Source organism: Pedobacter sp. L105 (assembly GCF_009765875.1).
Taxonomy (GTDB): domain Bacteria; phylum Bacteroidota; class Bacteroidia; order Sphingobacteriales; family Sphingobacteriaceae; genus Pedobacter.
Genome location: NZ_LMUP01000010.1, coordinates 17,463 through 39,360, shown reverse-complemented (window position 1 = coordinate 39,360; position 21,898 = coordinate 17,463). Strand labels below are relative to the sequence as shown.

23 protein-coding genes, 1 tRNA gene, 1 other RNA gene and 1 pseudogene are annotated in these 21,898 nt (G+C 36.2%); 15 read left to right on the top strand and 11 right to left on the bottom strand.

Annotated features, from left to right (window positions below; genetic code table 11):
* Positions 1-570 precede the first annotated feature (570 nt).
* Both ffs and fsa read left to right on the top strand, forming a co-directional pair.
* Positions 571-670, top strand: an RNA gene (ffs, locus tag GSQ84_RS21510) — signal recognition particle sRNA small type.
* 102 nt (positions 671-772) lie between these two features.
* Positions 773-1,447 carry a fructose-6-phosphate aldolase gene (gene fsa, locus GSQ84_RS21505; RefSeq protein ID WP_158799437.1) on the top strand — a complete coding sequence of 225 codons (675 nt, stop codon included), beginning with the start codon at positions 773-775 and terminating at the stop codon, positions 1,445-1,447.
* Positions 1,448-1,506: 59 nt separating this feature from the next.
* Here fsa and GSQ84_RS21500 read toward each other — a convergent pair whose 3' ends face one another.
* Positions 1,507-2,004, bottom strand: a complete 498-nt coding sequence (locus GSQ84_RS21500) for an HAD-IIIA family hydrolase (RefSeq protein WP_158799436.1) — start codon at positions 2,002-2,004, stop codon at positions 1,507-1,509.
* A gap of 312 nt (positions 2,005-2,316) precedes the next feature.
* Between GSQ84_RS21500 and GSQ84_RS21495 the strand changes: the two genes are divergently transcribed.
* The 4 genes from GSQ84_RS21495 (at position 2,317) to GSQ84_RS21480 (ending at position 5,117) form a co-directional block, all read left to right on the top strand.
* Positions 2,317-2,389: transfer RNA gene (locus GSQ84_RS21495), tRNA-Lys, on the top strand.
* 247 nt (positions 2,390-2,636) lie between these two features.
* Positions 2,637-3,863, top strand: coding sequence for a site-specific integrase (locus GSQ84_RS21490; RefSeq protein ID WP_158799435.1), 1,227 nt, complete (start codon positions 2,637-2,639; stop codon positions 3,861-3,863).
* 91 nt (positions 3,864-3,954) lie between these two features.
* Entirely contained in the window at positions 3,955-4,455 is a 501-nt protein-coding gene (locus GSQ84_RS21485) for a hypothetical protein (RefSeq protein WP_158799434.1), read from the top strand.
* Entirely contained in the window at positions 4,413-5,117 is a 705-nt protein-coding gene (locus GSQ84_RS21480; protein ID WP_158799433.1) for a nucleotidyl transferase AbiEii/AbiGii toxin family protein, read from the top strand. Before GSQ84_RS21485 ends, GSQ84_RS21480 begins: the two co-directional genes overlap by 43 nt.
* 201 nt (positions 5,118-5,318) lie before the next feature.
* Here GSQ84_RS21480 and GSQ84_RS21475 read toward each other — a convergent pair whose 3' ends face one another.
* Positions 5,319-5,858 (bottom strand): DUF3885 domain-containing protein, encoded by a 540-nt coding sequence (locus GSQ84_RS21475; RefSeq protein WP_158799432.1) that lies wholly within the window; start codon positions 5,856-5,858, stop codon positions 5,319-5,321.
* 58 nt (positions 5,859-5,916) lie between these two features.
* Positions 5,917-6,237 (bottom strand): hypothetical protein, encoded by a 321-nt coding sequence (locus tag GSQ84_RS21470; protein ID WP_158799431.1) that lies wholly within the window; start codon positions 6,235-6,237, stop codon positions 5,917-5,919.
* Positions 6,238-6,621: 384 nt separating this feature from the next.
* Between GSQ84_RS21470 and GSQ84_RS21465 the strand changes: the two genes are divergently transcribed.
* Genes GSQ84_RS21465 through GSQ84_RS21455 form a run of 3 tightly spaced genes read left to right on the top strand, consistent with a single transcriptional unit; the run spans position 6,622 to position 8,673 of the window.
* Positions 6,622-7,521: a HEPN domain-containing protein gene (locus GSQ84_RS21465; RefSeq protein ID WP_158799430.1), complete on the top strand. Its 900-nt coding sequence runs from the start codon at positions 6,622-6,624 to the stop codon at positions 7,519-7,521.
* A gap of 11 nt (positions 7,522-7,532) precedes the next feature.
* Positions 7,533-8,285 carry a hypothetical protein gene (locus GSQ84_RS21460; RefSeq protein WP_158799429.1) on the top strand — a complete coding sequence of 251 codons (753 nt, stop codon included), beginning with the start codon at positions 7,533-7,535 and terminating at the stop codon, positions 8,283-8,285.
* 10 nt (positions 8,286-8,295) lie between these two features.
* On the top strand, positions 8,296-8,673 hold the full coding sequence (locus GSQ84_RS21455; RefSeq protein WP_158799428.1) for a hypothetical protein: 378 nt from the start codon (positions 8,296-8,298) through the stop codon (positions 8,671-8,673).
* 40 nt (positions 8,674-8,713) lie between these two features.
* Here the strand turns inward: GSQ84_RS21455 and GSQ84_RS21450 are convergent, their stop codons facing one another.
* The 6 genes from GSQ84_RS21450 to GSQ84_RS21425 all read right to left on the bottom strand — a co-directional run bounded on the left by GSQ84_RS21450 (position 8,714) and on the right by GSQ84_RS21425 (position 12,875).
* The gene (locus GSQ84_RS21450; protein ID WP_158799427.1) at positions 8,714-9,709 is read right to left on the bottom strand and encodes a DUF5712 family protein; all 996 of its coding nucleotides are present in this window, start codon (positions 9,707-9,709) and stop codon (positions 8,714-8,716) included.
* Positions 9,710-9,712: 3 nt separating this feature from the next.
* Positions 9,713-10,261: a BfmA/BtgA family mobilization protein gene (locus GSQ84_RS21445; protein WP_158799426.1), complete on the bottom strand. Its 549-nt coding sequence runs from the start codon at positions 10,259-10,261 to the stop codon at positions 9,713-9,715.
* A 12-nt stretch (positions 10,262-10,273) separates the two neighbouring features.
* Positions 10,274-10,588 (bottom strand): hypothetical protein, encoded by a 315-nt coding sequence (locus GSQ84_RS21440; protein WP_158799425.1) that lies wholly within the window; start codon positions 10,586-10,588, stop codon positions 10,274-10,276.
* Between the two features lie 2 nt (positions 10,589-10,590).
* Complete coding sequence (locus tag GSQ84_RS21435; RefSeq protein WP_158799424.1) at positions 10,591-10,851, bottom strand: helix-turn-helix domain-containing protein; 261 nt, start codon at positions 10,849-10,851, stop codon at positions 10,591-10,593.
* 499 nt (positions 10,852-11,350) lie between these two features.
* The gene (locus GSQ84_RS21430; RefSeq protein WP_158799423.1) at positions 11,351-11,656 is read right to left on the bottom strand and encodes a helix-turn-helix domain-containing protein; all 306 of its coding nucleotides are present in this window, start codon (positions 11,654-11,656) and stop codon (positions 11,351-11,353) included.
* Between the two features lie 58 nt (positions 11,657-11,714).
* Entirely contained in the window at positions 11,715-12,875 is a 1,161-nt protein-coding gene (locus GSQ84_RS21425) for a hypothetical protein (RefSeq protein WP_158799422.1), read from the bottom strand.
* 290 nt (positions 12,876-13,165) lie between these two features.
* Here GSQ84_RS21425 and GSQ84_RS21420 point away from each other — a divergent pair, with 290 nt between their 5' ends.
* From GSQ84_RS21420 to GSQ84_RS21395, 6 genes are read left to right on the top strand one after another with little or no spacing between them, the layout of a single operon-like run.
* Positions 13,166-13,471 carry a polyhydroxyalkanoic acid system family protein gene (locus tag GSQ84_RS21420; protein ID WP_158799421.1) on the top strand — a complete coding sequence of 102 codons (306 nt, stop codon included), beginning with the start codon at positions 13,166-13,168 and terminating at the stop codon, positions 13,469-13,471.
* A gap of 34 nt (positions 13,472-13,505) precedes the next feature.
* On the top strand, positions 13,506-14,816 hold the full coding sequence (locus GSQ84_RS21415) for a metallophosphoesterase (RefSeq protein ID WP_158799420.1): 1,311 nt from the start codon (positions 13,506-13,508) through the stop codon (positions 14,814-14,816).
* Between the two features lie 5 nt (positions 14,817-14,821).
* Complete coding sequence (locus GSQ84_RS21410; protein WP_158799419.1) at positions 14,822-15,868, top strand: GTPase-associated system all-helical protein GASH; 1,047 nt, start codon at positions 14,822-14,824, stop codon at positions 15,866-15,868.
* A gap of 11 nt (positions 15,869-15,879) precedes the next feature.
* Entirely contained in the window at positions 15,880-16,914 is a 1,035-nt protein-coding gene (locus GSQ84_RS21405) for a hypothetical protein (RefSeq protein WP_158799418.1), read from the top strand.
* A gap of 4 nt (positions 16,915-16,918) precedes the next feature.
* Positions 16,919-17,830, top strand: a complete 912-nt coding sequence (locus GSQ84_RS21400) for a hypothetical protein (protein ID WP_158799417.1) — start codon at positions 16,919-16,921, stop codon at positions 17,828-17,830.
* A complete protein-coding gene (locus GSQ84_RS21395; protein ID WP_158799416.1) occupies positions 17,827-19,839 on the top strand; it encodes a hypothetical protein in 2,013 nt (670 codons plus the stop codon). The genes GSQ84_RS21400 and GSQ84_RS21395 overlap by 4 nt, the downstream gene beginning before the upstream one ends.
* A 294-nt stretch (positions 19,840-20,133) precedes the next feature.
* Here the strand turns inward: GSQ84_RS21395 and GSQ84_RS28485 are convergent.
* Positions 20,134-20,499, bottom strand: a pseudogene (locus GSQ84_RS28485) (transposase); the annotation flags it as partial.
* Positions 20,500-20,737: 238 nt separating this feature from the next.
* On the bottom strand, positions 20,738-21,796 hold the full coding sequence (locus GSQ84_RS21380) for a DKNYY domain-containing protein (protein WP_158799414.1): 1,059 nt from the start codon (positions 21,794-21,796) through the stop codon (positions 20,738-20,740).
* Positions 21,797-21,898 lie beyond the last annotated feature (102 nt).

Below are 21,898 nucleotides of genomic sequence, written 5' to 3'. Positions count from 1 at the left end.
AATAAAGTTAACTTGAAGGTCCATCTATAAATTATGCAATTGTTAACGGCTTGCCCGGGGACGGGTTTGACCATGCTTTGATCTACTCCACAATGACTCCCTTTTCCCTCCGCTAAAAGTCCGCCCAATTTAACTAGCTGAGCAGTGTGGACTTTCAACGTACTCATACGGACTCTCTGTGGACTCAAACAAAGCAAGCACCCTTCCAGAATCAATGAATATATTTTGAAAATCCATTTTCGGTTTCGTTATATTTAGTTCATACATAGGTTTGCTTTCGGACGTTGTTCTTTCGGCTATTTTAGGGGGTTGGTTCGGCTCTTACCCGAACCAACCCCGAACCAACACCCTACCAACACCCTACCAATCCCCTACCAACCCAAACCGAAGTCAAAACCATCTCAAAGTTGTGTCAATTTGAAATTTTTACCGGGTAAAAAATAAAAAATGTTCATTTTTATTGAACTCCAAAGAGCTAAATTTCAATCCATTATCATTTAAAGCGCAAAAAACCGCTAAAAATAGTTGTTTAGGCTTTTGTAGACTGAACTCTTTTGCTACATTTGCAGTGGGCAAGTCCTTTACGATCAGCTCCCTTTGAACTCCCCCAGGGCGGGAACGAAGCAAGGGTAGAAGGTTGTAGCGGTGCGATAAAGGTTGCTTGCCCATTTTTTATTTTTTTTCAGATTGACTATGCTTTCATTGCACAATCTTCCGTTCAAAGTATACGCCGATTCTATCCGCAGAGTATTTTTCCTTAAATTATATAATCATGAAATTTTTCATTGACACGGCTAACCTTGATCAAATTAAAGAGGCGCAGGACCTTGGTATCTTAGATGGTGTAACCACCAATCCCAGCCTTATGGCTAAAGAAGGTATCACCGGCGAACAAAACGTTATCAACCATTACAAAGCAATCTGTGCTATTGTTGATGATAAAGTAAGTGCTGAAGTTATCTCTACCGACTACGAAAATATCATTAAAGAAGGTTTGGCATTAGCTGCACTTGATCCGAAAATCGTTGTTAAAGTTCCAATGATCAAAGACGGTGTTAAAGCAATCAAATATTTCTCTTCAAAAGGTATCAGAACTAACTGTACACTGATCTTCTCTTCAGGACAAGCTTTATTGGCTGCAAAAGCAGGTGCTACTTATGTATCTCCTTTCTTAGGTCGTTTAGATGATATAGGTACTGAAGGTTTATCATTAATTGAAGAAATTCGTTTGATTTTTGATAACTACGGTTATCCAACTGAAATCCTTGCCGCTTCTATCAGAGGTCCATTGCACATTATCGGTTGCGCTAAATTAGGTGCAGACGTAATGACTGGTCCTTTATCAGCTATCTTAGGTTTATTAAAACACCCATTAACTGATAGCGGTTTGGCTACTTTCCTTGCTGACCATAAAAAAGCAGCTGACGCAGCTGCAGCAAAAGCATAATTAATTTTTTTTTAAAACCCCGGTCTGAATTTCAGATCGGGGTTTTTTATTTGATCAGGTTAAGCTCCGGCCAATACCGCTTTCACTTTTTCATAGTCGATCTGCTCATCAGGTGCGATTAAGATCCCCTTCACTCCTGCCCCGTTCGCAGCTTCTACATCCCTGGGCTTATCACCAATCATCACTGATAAGGAAGGATCAATATCATATTCAGCAATTGCTTCCAATAACATCCCTGGTTTTGGTTTTCTGCATTCGCATTCACCAGACACTGTTGGATGATGCGGGCAATAGTAAGCATGAATAATCTCCGCTCCCTGCTCTTCAAATTTATTAAACAGTATTTCGTGCATGTCTGCCAACGTATCTTCGGTATAACGCTTTAAAGCGATCCCTCCCTGGTTTGTAATCACTACCAGCAGGTAACCTTCATCGAATAATTTCTTTAATGGAGGGATTTGATATTCCAGTACTTCGAAATCTTCGATTTTGGTGATATAATCATAAATCTCGTGGTTGAGCACCCCATCACGGTCTAAAAAAATAGCTTTGTTCATTGTTTTGGATTTGTGGCCTAAAGATCAAAATATAATTCGAAGCGAAGCAAGATTGTGAAAATTAATCGTCAGGATTTGACTTTTCTGGGAAGAACATGATGAAATGGAGAAATGATTATGTGGGTTTAGCGGTAAAAAATGCGGTTTTTTAGACGGATTTAACGTTTATTTAACTTAAAATGTAATTAATCAGGCTTAGAATCAGCGGTATATAAGTTACACCGCATTTTTATTTGGAGTATAGATATGGTACTCCTATATTTGCATCACTTTAAAAGGAAACGATTAGAGTATTGTTCTACAAAGAATAATGATTCCGTAGCTCAGCTGGTAGAGCATTACACTTTTAATGTAGTGGTCCTGGGTTCGAATCCCAGCGGGATCACAGAGAATAGTATCAAAACTACGTAAAAGCTTGCAAATCAAATGATTGCAAGCTTTTTCGTTTACCGGAAAAGCCCAAAATATTCATTTAATCACAAATAAAAGGTGAGTAATTAGGTGAGTAAAATTTGGGATTATGTACTCACCAAAATCAATGTAACTTTCTGATTTATAGAAAGTTCACCCATTGAACGACTTGATACCTTTAGACTGCAAGGCTAACTTTGTTTAACCTTAAATCAGTCATTATGAAAACGACTTTCAGTTTGCTTTTTTATCTGAAAAAGCCAAAAGATTACACTACTGGTGCCGCCCCTATTTATTTAAGGATCACTGTTGATGGAAAACGTGCTGAACTTTCCGCTGGCAGGGAATGTGAACCGGAACTTTGGAACTCAAAAACCGGACACATGCGGGGCATAAAAGAAGAAACCAAAATTTTCAATGCCTACCTGGATAAGATCAAAGCAGGTCTTAATGCTGCTTATACCTCACTATGTTTACAAGATGAAGAAATAACTACCGAAAATGTTAAATGTAAGTATCTCGGCAAAGCTGAAAAATCGCATACCATTTGTGAAGCCATTAAAATCCATAATAAAAACATGGAAGCATTGGTAGGAAAGGAAGATTATGCCGAAGGAACGCTAAAAAGATTTGAGGTACTGGAAAGGCATGTTAAAGATTACCTTTTGTTTAAATATCAGAAAACAGACCTTAACATCAGGAATGTTGACCATGATTTTATAGACGGTTTTGATTTCTACCTCCATACCTCAAAGGATAACGGAACAAACACCGCAAGCAAGCACCTTAAAAATTTGGGTAAAATTGTCCGTATCTGCATGAAAAATAAGTGGATCAATAGTGATCCATTCTTTGGCTACAAGCTAAAATCAAAACTTGTACACCGGGAATACCTCACCAAAGAAGAGTTGCAATGTATTGCAAATAAAATCTTTACCACTGCAAGACTATCACAAGTGCGGGACTTTTTCCTATTCAGTTGTTACACCGGTTTATCTTATGCAGATGTACAAAAGTTAAAACTATCAGATATACGTATAGGGAACGATGGGGAAAAATGGCTCTTTGGTTATAGAAAAAAAACGGGTACTCGAGTGGCCGTTCCCCTTTTACCAGTTGCCAGAGATATTCTGGATAGGTATAAAGATCATCCGTTCTGTATCAACCACGACAGAGCTTTACCAGTTTCCAGTAATCAAAAGATGAACGAATACTTGGCAGAAATTGCCGTCCTTTCTAACGTTCCCAAAGTATTGGGCAACCGGATAGCAAAACGCACCTTTGCCACAACCGTAACCCTATTGAATGGGGTACCAATCGAAAGTGTTTCCAAGATGATGGGACATACTAATATTCGTACAACTCAGTTATATGCCAAAATGCTGGATGAAAAAGTAGGTAAAGACATGGCTCCATTGATGGAACAGTTTATCAATGTAGCTTCTTGAAATTAAGAAACAATAAAATCAATATTCACCTATAATTGACAAATATTTAAAAATATTAGGCATTTCTTTCTATTTTGGTTAATTTCGTTTAATGTTAAAAGAGATCAATAAAAGAGTTGTTGTTATACACTGGAAAAGATTCGCTGGAATAGACATTGATGTCTTTTCCAGCTTGAAAGGATTTTGCGATAGCTACCCTACTTATAACTATCATACATTAAACAACTACTTGTCTAAAAAGAAAATCCCGTTTGAAAATGACGAGATCAAGATTGAGCGACAACCGTTGATCAAGCAAGTGAGAAGACCAAATCTTCCGGAAGTATTGTTCTGGGATTTTGACTTCAATAAATTGGATTGGAACAGAAGTTATAAAACCATTATAGAAAGAGTGCTTGATAAAGGCAGTTCCGAAGAGTGGGAAGAAATGATCAAGTTTTATGGAAGGGAAAATGTAATTGATGCCCTTGAAAACGATATTACCTATCTTTCCGACATGACAATGGAAGCCGTTTGCGAGTATTTCCAGTTGACTAAAGAAAAGCTCAAATGTTATACAAAGAAACAGTTAAACCAGGGACACTGGATTTAATTCATCAGCTGATGAAAGATCAGCAGCTTAATTCGTTTTATCTTGTTGGGGGAACTGCGCTATCCTTAAGGATCGGACACAGGGAATCCATAGACATTGACCTGTTCACTTCCTCAGATTTTGATGGAGTTCAATTAGCCCACCACTTACAGCAGAACTATAATGCTCTGGTCAAAGGGCAAAAAAGCAATTACACCAGTGGTAGTATTGGTAAGGTTGATTTCGATTTCATTTCGCACAAATACCCTTCTATAAAACCCATTGAAACCATCGAAGGTATAAGGATGATGTCTAACGAGGATATTGCAGCCATGAAAATCAATGCCATAGTGAATAGCGGGCAAAGGATCAAAGACTTCATTGATATACATTACTTACTTAAGGAAATGCCTTTAGCTGATATAATGAATTACTATTGCAGCAAATATCCTGACGTTAATCCAAACGTGGCTAAATCCTCCCTATTATATCATAATGATGTTGATCTAACTGTTCCAGTGCTGTTAACAGACGGGAAGTTAAAATGGCTGGATGTGCAAAAGAGCATTTCAAAAGCTGTAATGGACTACAACAGTTTGCAAGAAAGCCGGGATCTGTTTGATAAATTGAAAGAAACAAAAAATACCCCTGATAAGGATCGTGGCAAAGGCTTGCGACGTTAAGCGTTCCTCTAGGTTCGTACTGTCCAGACCGATCAGCCAGAAACTAATGGCTACCACTCCGTAGAAGCCCAAAACGGGAACATGCGGGATGGAATGGCGCAATGGGGTTCCGTAGGCCGTAAATGTGGGGAGGGGGAGAAAATAGTCTTACTCAGCTTACCATCTCATTTGCCCTTTTTTAACTTAGTTCAAGATACTGTATCAGATTAGCCAATCATGAAATTTACTGGATAGATCTTCGCTAAACTTTCTACTAGCTGCATAGACATCCATTCCCCTATCATCATATATATTTATTACTATACTTCTTTCAAAATTCACGAAGTAGCATGTAATGTTAGAAGATGGTTCCTCTGCCATCTCGTAATTAATTATGGAAGTAGCAATTGGTGAAATTTGTGATTGTAAATATTTTTTGAAATGTAAATACAAAACCTCCTCCTCTTTTTGATCTCTAAGAACCAAATCGGCCTTTCCTAAAACTAATCTAATACTTTCGGAGCTTGACTCTTCGTCTTTTTGCCATAAAATGATCCGTAACCATATTGGTAAATCGCCAAAACAATATCTTAGTATAAGATTACTTCTTTCTGTTGCCTGATTGATTCTAGTTAAATCTTCTTCCTCTCCACCAAGTTCAAATCTTAATTTATTTATACCTAATGAACTTAAGGAAGTTCTATCAATGTCCCCAAATTTTTGAATAAATAAGTCCTCAAAGTTAATTACACTGTCTATCATTGATATCTACTTATGTACGATGATCACCTATTCATCGAAATAACAAGCTATATGCTGATTATTTTGCATGTTTATTTTTGTGTTGAGCTACCTTATTTATTATCGTCTTTTCAGTTTCAGCCTGTATAACATTGAATATTAAGTTAGGATCTACATTTAATATATAGGCCATTCTGAGAATTTCTGATACCATGAATTTTTCAGGATTTGCTAATTTCACAGAGTAACGTTCCGAATTAATTCCAAGTAGTTTAATAATCTTGGTTGGGTATAATTCTGCAATATCATACATCTTTTTGATTTTGCCAGTTTCAAATAATGCACCTATTGATAAAAGATCTTTTTCCGGATCAGTATTAATATGCTTCCAATTAGCCATATTCTAGAGTTTGAAACTAAAGTCGTTAATTGGATATTATTCATCGTTTAAAAAGAACTATTAGTAATTTAAAAAATACTTTTAGTTTGTTTTTGTATTGCTGTATTCGTAAGTTTGGATAATGATAGATTAAAAATTATTTTTAGCGTTTACTTCATTAAAATATTGAAGCATTCGCACTTCGAGTCTCGTCTTAGAAACCTGAGAAATTTCAACTGGATACGAGAGGTAAGTGTAGTGCTCACGTCATAGGCGTGAGCCTGCTTTCCGTATCCAAGGCTTCTCAGGGCCTCTAAGACGGTAAGTGGGTTTCACGCCTTATTTTTTTGTCGTCAACTTGCTTATTATGACTCATAATAGTGTAACCAACTAAAATGAGAATATATGGAAACGCACATTCTTTCAGCCACAGAACAGCAGGCAATCTATTTTAAAACCTTTATTCAACGCCTGGTAGATAAGTTTAAACCGTTACAGATTTTCTGCTTTTCAAAAACAAACCTAGCATCGGAAACCTCGGGCTGTTTCAAAGATCAGCACCAGACCTACAACTGCAATTATTGTTTACTCCTAGTCACCGCAACCAACACCCGCATTGATCATGAGGTGCAGGAATACGTTAATTTCCATTATCGGCATGGAGAGATTACTATTTTGTGTCATGGCCGGGATTCGATCTTAGAGGCAATTAAAGCCAATAACAGGTTTTTTATAACCGTTTATACTACTGGACAGCTTTTATACAGCCATGATGGGATGAGCCACTTTGATTTTACCGGGAAGCTTATCCCGATTCAATCTGCCTTCAAAGCACAAAAACACTTTGACCAGCGGATGCCACTGGCAGAAGGTTTTTTGCGGGGTGCTGGCGAATGCCTTGCCAAGCAGGATTATAAAGTTTCCACTTTCCTGTTGCACCAAGTGGTGGAACAATGTTGTATCCTGCTGCTGAGGGTACATCTGGCTTACCGATCTGAAATACACAATTTGTTAAGGATGTTACGCTTGTGTAATTCCTTTTCTGAAAAACCAATCCAAGCCTTTTTATCGGGAAGTACCGAAGATGAAAGGCTGTTCAACCTGCTGATGAAAAGCTACTCCGGCTCCCGTTATGGAAATGGGTTCTCTGTTACAGCCCAAGATGCCCAAAGTTTATATCACCGTGCCTCCTCTTTCGTCACTTTGGTTAAAGAAATGTGCGGTGCCAAAATTGAAGAATTGGAACATGAAGCCCTATTGTATAAAGAACTCAAAGGTGAAATTGAAGTCAAAACAGATTTATAAAGTGAATGGCGATGAGAAAGAAGAAAAATCAACTGATTAATATTCCCTTGGAATTTAAGGTGGCCTGTAGCCTATATAAAATTGATGTCGCTGAAGTATTGCAGATTTTTATTGATCATGTTACGGTCTATGATTTTATGAATCCTGATTATCATCAGGGATTTACAGAGGCTTCTCATTCCCTGATTTTCTGTATCAAAAAAAAGGGACAAACCCGTATTAGGAGTTCAGCAATGAAAAAATGTAAGGAGTTATTCTTTAGGAGTATCCATCAAATTGAAATTCTTGTCCGTTTGAAAAAAAGAGGCTGGAAAACTGCCACCAAACGCAATTACACCCGCTATTTTGTCGAGAACATCTTTAATGCCATGGAGAGGCTGCATGCCCCGTCAGATATACTCTACCTCGATGAATACACTACTCTGAAATTGAGCAAGGATTTTTGTGTCCTTTGTGAGTTATATGATTGTTACCCAAAAGAGTTTCTTGAATATTTTATGGGTTATATTTCTGTAGCCGATGCGCATGCCTGTGACAGGATAAAAGGCTACACCAATTTTATTTATTCTTTTTTCTTCCTAATCGCCAATGGCTTTGGCCGAAGTTCAAATATCAGGATTGAGCTACTGGACTGGGAGCTTGATTTCTATGAGCGGATGGAAGAACTCCGCTTGGAAGTTTACATTATCCGTGACCTGCAAAAAAGAGCGGATACCTTAAGAGATTTTTATGTAATACATTATCAAACAATGAACCCAAACTAAACCTACACCTATGGAAACAACAATTCATTTAACACTGTCAGAAGATTTTGAAACCCTTTGTGCGATCTATCAGATTCAGCCGGAATATTTTATTCAAACCTTCATTGATCAGGTATCCCTGCCTGAATACTATAGCGATCCAAGTAACAGTAACCGATGGGGCACCTTATTTTTTCTTCACTTTGTAGAAACAGAATTATCCCACTACAATGTGGACAGAAAACTGGAAGACCGTTTTTTGACGGCCTTTAACCAAGCGATGAAGTATAATTTCGATGCGCAATCATCCACGTGCGAAACCTCTTTAGCCACTGGAAGGAATATTATGCGGCAATGGCTAAAAGCAGTTTTAGCAGAGCGTACAAAGTACATTACCGATAACTTATAATTATCTGTTTAAGGTATACGAAGTAATTTCAGGTGAGCATTCATCGTCTTACACCTTGACTTTGATCCTGATCTGGTTCCTGACCATTTTTCTTTTTTCGCCTCCTGATCGGTTCTTCAGGGTCTGGCTGTGGTGCAACATATACAGGCTCCATCAGGATGCTGAGTAAATCGGCACCGAATTTACCTGCCGTGCCGATCATTTCCCCGATACTACCAAATAGTCCTTCCGTTATACCTATGCTCAGGTCTTTAAGAATTTCAGGGGATTTAGACTGATGGTTTTGAATACGGTCTAAACTCTGCATTTGCGCTTTTTGTTCGTTTGTCCCATTTTTCATGGTATTGGCATAGGTTAAGGTATCTTTCAGCCCCCTGTCAAAATCAAAGAACGTATCAAACAGATTTTCGCCGGATTGTTTAAAAGCAGTGCGGTTAAACTCACCCAATTTTGCAGAATGTTCCTTGTTCTTTCCTTTAGAGGTATTCTGCGGACTGAGCTTAATGGTATTGCTGATGTCTTTACGGCTAACAATGATCTGGATGTGATCCTGTCGTCCCTCTTTGCGTTCCCCTTTCTGCTTGGTTCTGTCCTTCACTTCCTTGTCGGTATGCTGATAATAGCGATAATTCTCATGCTTGGCATACCAAAGCAGGTCTTTATTGCTGTCAATACCCGGTCTTTTAAAGTTTTTGGCATATTCATCCATGACCTTCACGGCATATTCTTTTAGCTTTTCCTTTACGCCCTGCTCGCCGTAGGTCTGGTACAGGTGTGCAAGTTCCTTTTGGCTGGGGCTAATATTAATGAGAAAAAACTTACTATCGTTACGGCCAAGCTTGGCAATGTTGCGGTCAATCTTCATTCTGACTTCCTGCCTGGTAATTTCCTTACCTGTACCATTAAACCAATTTTCCTGCCCTAAATCCCGGCCTTTTTCAATGGGTAAACGGTTCTCTTTTTCCAGATAGTTGACCAACGCCCCGCTGCTGCCTTTGTTATTTCCTGTTTCCGATGCGGTGATATTGATAAACATAAGCTATAAGTTTTGGAGTGATTGCCTGACATGGGTTTGTAGCTCTTCCTTTTTTACATTGGATGTAGGCCAGCCTAAAGTTTCCCTCTGATTGATGTAGTATTCGAGTATCTTTTTAAAGCTTGATTTTAATACCGCTTTTTCCTCCATTTGGGTGAGTATTTTGGTCATGCTTTTTTCAATACTCCCCACATGTGACGAAACCAGAGCGGTCTTTTTTGCTTCTTCGACCAGATGCCCCGATATGGTTTTAAAGTGGGTCGTATGTTGTTTTGCAATGGTGATCAATTCTCCAGTGGTGGTAAAGATGGGAAACAGGAAATCACTTTCCTGTTTCTTGATGAAAGCAATAATCCTGTTATTTCCATTGACCAGCTCTTTTTTGAGTAGCTCATCATTGAAGTCCAAAGGGTCTTTCTTGCTCCGATAGAAATAATCTACTAGCTGTACAATGACCAGTTTTTTCGTCCTGCCTAATTTTAAAGCAAGTGTTTCCAGTTTTTGATCGGTGGCTACCGGGTAGCGCACCGATTTGATATTGACATCTTTCATTTTCTGCCGTGTTTACCTTTTCTCTGTTTTAACAATTAACCTGACCTGACTGCCCCTTTGGGGATGCCATGAAGGGATATATTCAATATATCCATAGTCCATTAGGTCTTTGATATTCTTGTGGTAGGTGGCTATTGACCTGATACGGGAGAACCGCATTAACTTTGGCCTGCTCACCTGAAATGACATTTCCGGCGCATCACTGTCGCTGTAATAAAACAAGGCCATCAGCAGGCTGATATGGCTCGAATAGAAACGGTCTTCTAAAGCTACCCGTTCAAAGTAACCGCTAAGGGCATGTTCCTGTATATGCTTGTAATTTCTCATCTTTATTTTCCTTTCAATAATTTTTCAATCTCTGCTTTGCTGTAGAACATCGTACCGCCGATCTTTCGGAATGGTAGCGTACCGTTGACCCGTAGGTTTTGTAATGTTCCGGGTGATATGTTCAGCATCTTTCTGACCGCTGCGCTTCTTAACCAGTCGGTAGTCTCGTTCTGTTTTCCCTGTCCGATGACAGTTTTCATTTCTTCTAAAAAGTCCATCTTGAACTGCTTTAAATCTTCCAAAGTGATAATGTCCATTTTCATAATTGTTCTCCTTAATATATTTCGTCCTTTAATTGATTCATATTGATGATGTTATATATCTACATATCTGGTATACCCGTCAGTATACCAGATATGGCCTCCCAAGGGCTTACAAAGCCCACAAGTATCCCCGGAGGATACTTGAAACCCCTGTAGCGATAGCACAGGGCAAGCAAGTAGGGCCACTGCCCAACTTCCGCTTGCTCAGTCCCCGAAAAAGGGGACTGACTGCATAAACCGCCTTTCTACCGCTATAACCGTCCTCCGATAAAGACCACGAGCCCAATTAACTATCCTGAATTAAATGGCTGTGCCCATCGTTTTTGATATACATAAACTCATTGTTGCTGGTTATACCGATATACTTTGTATACTCACAGAGTTATATGGATATATAGCCAATTGCGTAGCTAGATAGGCGGCTTGTTAGTGATGTTATATCTGGTACTGTATCTACTATTAACTTCCTATACCGATATAGAGCTATACAGATACCTGATTATGCTGGTGGTGGGTTTTCTTTGGAAGGTGCATGTTTGTTTTCTACCCAATCCAGCAACTTCTTTCGAGAAAACAGCAGTTTACCTGCCATCTTTGAATAAGGTATTTTGTTCTGTCTGACAAGGCCGTATAAAGTAGGCCTTCTGTAATTGATTAACTTGGCTGCTTGTCGGGCATTAAGCAACTGGTCTGTTTCAGGCATTCTAATATCATAGTCACCCATAACATTCCTAACAGACTTTTCCATGAGGCCGGAAAGTTCTTCGGTCGTTAATGCTGTAAATAGGATTTTCTCTTTCTCCATAACTTTTCATTTATGAAGGCAAAGAAATGGCTAAAAAACAGATAGAACCGTAATGACATTAATGTAATAATTTATGTTTTTTAAGTATGCGAGTCATTTCTTCGATATGAGGGTTAACAAATTTACTGTCATTCAGTATCTCCATTCCTTTTTGGGTATGGGTAGACATGACGCTTTTGATACTTTCTGCTTCGGAACCAGAAAATACCGGAAAATGCTGTTTTAAGATAGTAGCATATTCGATCAAGTTTGCACTGCGATTATATTCGTGGTTCAAATTATAGGTACTGTACATCAATGCATTCAATACGTTGCGCATATCGCCCCTTGATGTACGTTTAAAAAAACGAGTTTTTGGAAGCTTAAAGTTTTCTGGAAATGCCTTTGAACTAAATGCAGAACCTAAGAAATCAGCTAACTCTGTACCACTTAAAGCAGCTTCCTGTATACCTCTACTGGTATTTATTGGTGCGGTGATGACCAGCCATAGTGCCTTAACTTCTTCCAGATCACACATCAGCTCTGTGCGGATTAAATTATCTGCTTTAGTTTCTTGTGATTCATCCATTTGTTCTATTAGACTACTGTTACTTTCCGGTATTTTTTCCTTCTCTTTAGCTTTTGAAACCTCTAATACCTTTATATAACTGTCAAAATGCAGGCGTAATCCAGGACTTCCTCCTGGTACAGTGCTACCCAGATTATTGATTTCAATAAAGCCTCTAAATAGACTGGCTTGCAGATAGCCCAAATTATAGAATAAATTCTGATCGAGGTCACCGTCAAAATAGAGAAAATCAAGGCAGTGCAAGCAAAAGACGTTCAGGTATTGTATCTTTGGCTCATGCGGGAGAGACGGATACGATACGCCCAAATTGACCTCGAATGTTTTGATACCCTCATTGTAGCCATTTAAAAAACGATCCTCAAAGATTTGCTTTTGATCCAAATCCCATGTAACGTAATACTCAGAAGTATATTCATTAACGGTGCTTTCGTTCATGTTCAAAAACTCGAACAGGTCTGTATCGCTGATAAAGTAAGCATTGCCGTTTCTTATTAATTCCTTAAAAGGAAAGTAGCCCAGCTTATCGATCAGGTCGAAACGGCTGTCTTTTCTGCCTAGATCACCTGATTTCTTATGAATAAAAGGCACTTTCATATCATCATAAATATGCCCCGAATAAGGACTGAAGTTTTTAAGATGATGGAAAAACATAGGCTTTTTAAGTGAATATTCAAAACTAACTAAAATAACTCGGGCATCAAATCTGTAAAAGGAAATATAGACACCTCATAGTTGAAATAATCGATCGCAGGCCTACTTCAAATTTAGAATAACATGATGATTATCGTTCTGTATTTAAACTTTGATTTTCAAACATCATAAACGTGCGGATGAACATTTATATTTTTTTGTGTAAGTTTACGGCAAGACCAAATAATATACATTGCTGAATATGATTACATGGTATTAAGTAATCAGAGATAAAAGAGAGGAAACTATCAATGAGGCTAGTAGAAATTAAATTGAATCACGAACTTGGCCAAAAAAGTGCGTTAGAGAGAATAAAGATGTTCTTTTCAAGTGTACCAAAAAAATATCAAACAGAAATATCAGGATTTGAATCCGCATGGACAGGTAGTAATGGTAATTTCAAATTTAAGATTGCAAAGACCGAAATTAGCGGCAACTTAACTGTGGAAAATAACCTTGTCATCATAACTAGTAAGATTCCATTTGCATTTATACTTTTTAAAGCTAAAATCGAAAAGATTGTAACTGATAATGGGCTAGAACTTCTGAAAAAATAATAACTATCATCAAAATAGCAAATTAACGCCTCAAATGGGTCTCAAATTACTTCATATCTCCGACATACATTTTAAATGCTTTGATAAGCACCAATACTTAGACTTAGACAAGGATATTCAAAGCGAGGTAGAATTTGATTTGAAAGATCTGAAAGCTAAATATGGCAAAATTGATATAATTTTAATTGGTGGCGATATTGCATTCTCAGGTAAAGAAGAAGAGTATAAAATCGCTGACCGGTGGATAAAGAAAATTTGCAGTATAACTGGCTGTGAAGAAGAAAATGTCCTTACAGTCCCAGGTAACCATGATGTGGATAGAGAAAAAGTATCTGTCATGGTTAAAGATGTTCATCAGCAATTTAAGAAGCTAAGAAAAAGGGTCGACATAGACAGTAAAATATGGGAGTACATTACTAATCCAGAGTCAGCAAAAACATTATTAAGCCCACTCACCAACTATAATACATTTGCTCAGAAATATGGATCTATTCCCCAATCGGATAATGTACTATTCTGGGAAAAAGAATTTAATATCGACAATTCAATTTTAAGAATACGTGGTGTGAACTCTGCATTTGTCTCTGACGAAAGTGACGATGAAAATACCTCGAAATTAATCCTTGGATCTACTCAAAGTAATTTTGTTAGAAAAGAAGGGGTCATTAACGTTGTTCTTTGTCATCACCCCCCTCAATGGTTGTATGACGGAGAAGAAGCACAAATAGATTTTAAATCCCGGGTAAGATTGCACTTGTTCGGTCATAAACATTCATTCTCGACAGAATTAGTTAATGATTGTTTAATTTTGTCGGCTGGTGCTATGCAACCTTCTAGGCGTGAATCGGGTTGGGAACCGCGATATAATATAATAGAATTGACTATTCCATTAATAACACAGAATCCCACTTTAAACATTAAGCTATTTGAACGAGTTTGGGATAAAGAAAAAAGAAAATTCAAAGCGGATTGTGTAGATGGAGATCGTCTTTTTGAAGAATTTAATTTAAATTTAAATAGTCACGAAGTTACCGAAACAAAAGTTCCTAACAAAGAGGAACTTAAAGAACTAATAATCACTCCAATGGCTGAGCCAGTAATTGATATTAATGCACCAGATCCTAAACGAAAATTGGCCTATATATTTTTGGGGTTGCCATACCATGTCAAACTAAAAATAGCAGTTGAATTAGGTTTGATCGATGACACAGATAGAGACTTGGAAGAGGTTCAAAAAGCCAAAGCTTATTTTAAACGTGCATCAGATAAAAACTTGTTACACGATCTATGGGAAAAAGTGGCCAAAGCATCAGGAATTACATCACATAACCCATTTACTAAATAGAACTTATGTTATTAAACTTACCAAAATGGTATCGTATTGCAACAGTGGAATCAATTGGCGAAGATGCTTTTGAGAAGCGTTCTTTAGCAATTGAAACCATCGTCACAACAAAAGACTTACAATTTTTATTAGATTGTATTAGGCTATATCTTGATAAACCAATCAAAAATCGGGAATTCAATAAAGAACTTTTTTTAGCAATTAGCTCTTCCGATGGAATGTTTATAGAAGATAATGGTTCTTTAGAAAACAGAGTAATAGCAGGTGCAATAATTTCCGAGGCTATTTCAAAGAATACAATAAACAGTTTAAAAATTGCAACAGCTTTAAAGTTAGGTATATTCGGAGTTGAAAAGAATTCAATATTGAATATTGATATAGTTCAAAGTGCCATTGATTATTTAAATCAACGTGCAGAATCGGTACGAGAACCATCTAATTACACTCCTGCTATACTAAAATATCAAATACTAGGTGAAGATCCCCAAAGTTTAGAAACGTTAACAGCTCACATAAGAAGTCAAGCAGTTTATTTAAAGAGTATGGCAACAAACATAGAAAAACAACGCCACGAATATTCTACTAGATTAAAAACTCTTGAAGAGGAATCAAATATCCATTGGTGGTTGTTTAGAGAATTTAGCAAAATCAAAAATGTTGCGGTAGCCGAATTAATTCCTGAACAAGCTCCATTTGTTTTAGCATTAGAATTAGGGAAGCTTTTTATCAGCCTACCACAACCTAACAACGCTGAGAGTTTTTTAAATAAGATTTTATCTAAGATTACTAATCTTCCTAGTGAATTTTCAATAAAAAATGCCATAGATATTGTATTTAAAAATTTAACATCGGTAGTAGAAGAAAAAAGCACTGATATTTATGGTAACCTAAGTCCATTGTACTTTGCATACTCAAAGGCCATTGAATCTGGTGGAAATGAAGCATGGACTGCTATATTTATAAAACAAACATCTATTAGTTCAGAATATAAATGTTCTGCTTTAGAGATGTCATTACAATTTTTAAATGAAACCCTCTTATATGAATTTTAATTACAAACATAATGGCCATTTGTAACGAAGAGGGATGTCAAGTCTTAATGACAGGCAAATGTATAAACAATCTGCAAATAGATAATTGCCCACATTATTCTGACGTTAAAGGCTTTGATAATAATTCACAACTTGAGTTTGATGAAGATAAGGATGTAGTGATTGGAAAGATAGAGGTTAATAAAAATGTTATTGATGTCTATTCTGGTAAAGCATTAAATTTAACAGAAGTAAATAGAATTTCAAAGTCATCTCTAACCCGATTAGTAATATTAGCCGGATTGCCTGATGCTGGCAAAACCACTATGCTTTTAAGTTTAATGCACTTATTTCAGACTAATACTTCATTTGAAGGTTTCTTATTTGCAGGTTCTGAAACTTTACTAGATTTTGAAGAGAAAAGTCACCCATCCAAAATTGCCTCGGAAAAATTGGATGATGATACAAACAGAACTCCAATAGGGCCACCAACTTTTCTGCACTTAAAAGTAGCACAACAGACTGACGTAAATAATACGATTGATCTGTTATTTACAGATATTTCTGGTGAATTGTTTATTGCTTTGAAAGACTCTTCTCAAGATGCTAAAAAATTTATAATTTGCCAAAGAGCTGATCATTTTGCATTGTTTTTTGACTCAGATAGAATAACCACTTTAAAAGAACGAGCAAATGCAAGAACTTCTGGTTTAGGGATTATTAGAAGCCTAAATGAAAGCGGCACCTTGTTACCTCATACTCATATCCAAGTAATTTTCTCACGATGGGATTTGTTTAAAAATAAGGGAGATCAGAAAATTCATAATCAATTTATAGATTTATTAAAAACTGATATTTCATCACAATTTGGAAAATTATATGACATTACTTTTTTTGAAGTATCAGCCCGACCAAAATCAGGAACATTGCCATTTGGTTTTGGAATAAACAAAATTTTTCCATTATGGGTTACAAAATCAATATTAGATGGCAATACACTTCACGAAACATCTTCTAATGAAAATAATTTGACAAGAGAATTTTCACAATATAAATTCAATAATTAAACCTATGTCTTCAGAGCAATTAAACAGCTGTATGTTTATTGGATTACCAAATTCTGGTAAGTCTTCATTTATAGGTGCGTTGTGGCATGTAGTAGAAAGTGGGGAGATTGATTCACTTTATTCCATCACCGTTCAACCTGACGATAGAGAATATTTAAACAGTTTACGTTCTAGTTTCCTTGACTGCAAATCAGTTGAACGAACAAAAACTGAATCTGTAAAAAAAATTGAACTTGAAATCAAAGATAATACTAATGGACAAGTAATGAACTTTGTCTTTCCTGATTTATCAGGTGAAACATACGAAAGTCAATTTGAATATCGAAAACTAACTATTGACTACATTGACCAAGTGTCTGGATGTAATAGTATAATGTTGTTTGTCAACCCCGACTTCATTAAAAAAGGACATTTAATATTGAATGTCGACGAAATGCTTGATTTTAAAGATTCTTCAAATAATTTAGAGATCAATGATAAAGGTAATATTCCAGGTAAACAAATGAAGGAAGATGCCGAGGTGAAGTGGACTCCAAAACTTTGTCAGTCACAGGTTGTTCTTGTAGACCTACTTCAAATTATTTCAAAGAACATAAAATTACCATGCAAAATAAACATTATCGTTTCTGCCTGGGATGTTATTGTTAACCTTCCAGATTTTGGGGTGCCAAAGCTTACACCGTCCGAGTGGTTTATTGAAGAATTGCCTATGCTCTTTCAATATTTGATTTCAAATGCTGAAGCATTTCCTCATAAAGTATTTGGAGTTAGCGCACAAGGCGGAATTTATTCCGAAGAAGATGACGAAAATCTTGAATTACAAGGGAAACTTAAACAATCAGAACGAATTATAGTTCAATCTGAAAAAAGCGTAACTCATGATATAACTGTTCCCCTTAAGTGGCTTTTTGAATGAATAGTAACTCTATAAATTTTGATCAAACATTGCATGGTTATATTGACGGGCATACTTTAATTGCTTCTTCTATAGAGCTTCCATCTGAGGTAAAGCGAATAATGTTATTATTAAGCGATATGTCTGGGAGTCGTATGGAAAAGGGCTTCGAAGAATATATCACTGGTTACCCTATCAAAGAAATTAATATGTACGCCATGGCGAAAACATGGTATGCACCGGAAATGAAACGTCCAGGCTGTGTTTGGACTCATACACTTCTCATGGATTTTCAAGACGTTCCAAAAATAGCCAACGTCCAAAAGTTATTATCTCTGTTTGTGCGTCCCGAAATACTCGAATTAAATAAAGAATTGTATTTAAGGAAGCTTGCTGTGAATACTGAAATTAACGATTTTAACCCTGTTTCAACTAACTTATTGGATCAGCAAACAAGATCGCTGCTAAAAAATTTATACAATGATGCGGACAAATCCTTATTAGTAAGGTCTTCAACTGCTGAGAATTTCGAGGAACTGATTTTGATGATATGGAGACAACAATGGCCAAGATTAAAAAGAAATTTCAGTTTTTGTACAGGTGCAATATTCCCACGCAATATAAAGGGGGATATATTAGATCTTCAAATTATACCTAATAGTTCAGAGAAGTTCCCCTCAATCATGAATGAAATAAATGTAATGGATCTAAATGAGAGCAAAGTTGATACATCCGAGAATTGGCTTAATTTCATTACAACTGATCTATTTTCCCCATCAATAATTGCACATAATTTCCTGAATTATTTTGGATCAGATGTTAGCATTAAAAGAAAGGCTTTTAAAGCCTTAATAGAATGTTATATTTTCTTTTCAAATGAAAAGCCAATTTTAGAAAAATCTATCAGTTTTTTGGCAACGCAATATCCATCACCAAAAGAGGCCTCTAATCTTAAAAATTCATTGTTAAACAGGGTGCCAACTTCATTTGGCAATATATTGCCATTGTATGATGAAACAGCCATTTTATATCATTTAACAATTACAGAATACTACAAAAATTTTGATTACGAAAAATTAAACTATAAAACTAGATTTATCAGTTTGTTCCAAAATTTAGATGAACAAAGTGTTAAAACGTTAAAAAGTATTATAAGGAAAGGTCCAAATGCAAATGGAGAAGAAGTTATAACTGAACTCGCAGAAATTCTTAGTGAAAATAAATATTTGAATTCAATTTGGTCAGATAAACAGCTTTCATCTGTATTTATTGGATTAAATCCAAAATTAACCTTCAGCAATAATTTTTGGCTAACTAATAACAAAAATCAGATTGAAATAATAAATCAATTAAAAAGATCGAATATTGGAAAATTCGGTTGGCAGAAAATACTAAATATCTTACTAGAAATCAATTCATCAATCGATCCACATGTATTCGAAAATCAGGATGTACTTATAGAGAGTGCTATCCTTGATTATTTAAATAAGCATGAAACGACTGATATTGGTAGAAACTGGCTTAACTATTTAAGAAATAATCCCGCAGAGGTCTTGGAGTGGTTCACATCCAATAATAATATTAGACCAAAAGTAATCGAACTAATTGTGATTTTGTTAAATCCTAATTCTAATTTAGTACTGAAGTACGGACTGCATTCATGGGTTGAATTTTTCAATCAGATTGAAAAAGATAAAAGACATTTAGTAAAAATAGATGTTCATGTATTTTGTGTTGCACTGGCTTTTAATATAAATAATGTCGATGCTCAAAAAATATTTGAATCGTCTTTTGAAATAATATATTTTTCTTTGGCAACAGATAGTTTGGATTACAACTTATGGAAAAACCTTGAAGTGCATACAAAGCCGCTGAATTTCTGGAAGGATTGGGACAAATGTAAAAAAATCGTAAATGCAGTAGTTGATTTTTATGTGAATAATAATTGGTCAATAAATCAGTTATTATTAAACATACATAGTAATGATATTAAAGATAGGATTTTGCAGAAATACAAAAAACGAAAATAGAATAATTTATAAGTCTAATTTAATAATTTAACTTTTGTTTGTAAAAACATTTCAGTAAATTAGTAACTAGCAATTGGAGCTAAAACGTATTGAAAAAAATGGTGAGCGATTAGGTGAGTCGAATTGCAAAACCGGTATAGATAGTATTTAAACAGTGATTCTTAAACTGGGTTCAAATCCCAGCGGGATCACAAGATTCAATATCAAAACGTATAAACCCCTGTAAACACTATGTTAACAGGGGTTTTGTTCTTTTAAGGGTGCCATAATGCACATATTTTCTCATATCAGTATTTACGCATAAATTTGAGTAAGCCTGTACAAGAAAAATTCAATGTTCCTTATCCCTCGAAACTGTGCTCTGAATGCCTTTAATTTAGTATTAAAAGATTCAGCAGTAGCGTTGGTCGATCTGTTATCAAAATAGTTTAATATGGTTTCATAATGATTTTGAATGGATCTGGAAATTTGTGTTGAAAGACTCAAAACCTGATGTTCTTAAGTTTCATGCCATTTAGCTAACCTGGCCAGTCCATATAATTTGTCCTTTGTCTTCTCAAAGATATTGCTCAAAGCAGTAATGAGCTCGTGTGCCTTTTTCAGATCGGGGTAACGTTCAAACAGCAAATCAGCTCTTTCCTTTTGATTGTCGGTCCAGTGTTCTGGACGTTTTTAGAGCACATAGCGGCTTCTCGTCATTGATTGTTTGAAGGTGTCGCCATTGTTCAGGAACTCCGGTTGACAAAAAAGGTTTGCTCCCGAATTCATAGATGTAGAACAGTACGTCAAAAATAGTCAAAGATTGAACGAATTATTGGGGTGTATTCAACCACTCAAAGGGATGGAACGCCTGTTTTCTGAATGAAGCCCGTCTTTGCTTGCGCCAAATAAACGATAATTACAGTTTCTGGCCCGTTTTATAGTTATACCTGTTACCAAGTTTATCTTTGTATAAGGTGTCTGATTCTGCAAAACTTTGAACGTCGACCCCTTCCAATGGGGCTGTTTTGTAGAAAGCATTTTTAACATCTTTTCCAAAACCATATTTAAGTGGGGTGTATGTGTTTACATCAGCTCGAGAAACTATTTGACCTTCATAGTAAACATTTTTCTTATCTTTTGAATATCGGTCGTTTGAGAAATGGGATTGTTGCCCCTCTTCCTTAACGGGCTTAAATAGCTTAAAAGAACTTATATCGACGCGGTCGTACTTAAATTTTTCACCGTATGAAACGACCGTCTCATTGTTCACACAGATGACATTCTGATTTATACTGCTTACTTGACGAATGGTATCAAAAGTACTAGTCATGAGTTTCGGGTCGGGATGGATGTAAACGAAGTATATGTTTTTCCCGATTTTTATATATTGATCGTTTATGGATTTAGAACCCCCAGGATTCGGCATGACAGATTGAAAATTTCGGAAATCAGGGCTAATGTAAATGGAATCTTTATCTTCCGAAAACACGGTGTTTATGAAGGCAAACGTTTTACGGTCGACGTTTATCATTTTCCAATCAAGGAAATAGTGGTTTTTATCTCGTGCCCACTGTCCTTTGCCTTTTAAATTTTCAAAAGTTTTTGGATCCGCATTTTTTATGATGATGAAACCCAATGCTTCATCGATATAGTAAGCGTGAAATTGATCTTTTGGTATTTCATTTTCGATATAAAAAGAGTTACGTCGAACATGTTTTTGTGCTTGACCTTTATAAAATACGAAGTTCTTATCCTCTGCAATATTGCTGGAAAAAATCTTAAAAGTTTTTACATCTGCTTGCATAGTATCAACTCCCAACTCAAACCAATTGCCACTTTGGCAAAAAAGTATTTGCTGGTCTGAAGTGATAAAATAAGAATCCGATTTTTTCTGGTCCACTAATCTGCCGAGGTTTCTGCAGGAAACAAACGTTATCAGTATAATGCTCGTTAAAAGAATGGAGTGGTTTTTCATCAATATAAATTTGTGGTTCAAGTAAAGACGTAGTAATTCCCCTTTGACTTAGATAGTAGGAGGCTATTGTTTTTGCCGGCTCCACTTTAATTTTCCAATTTG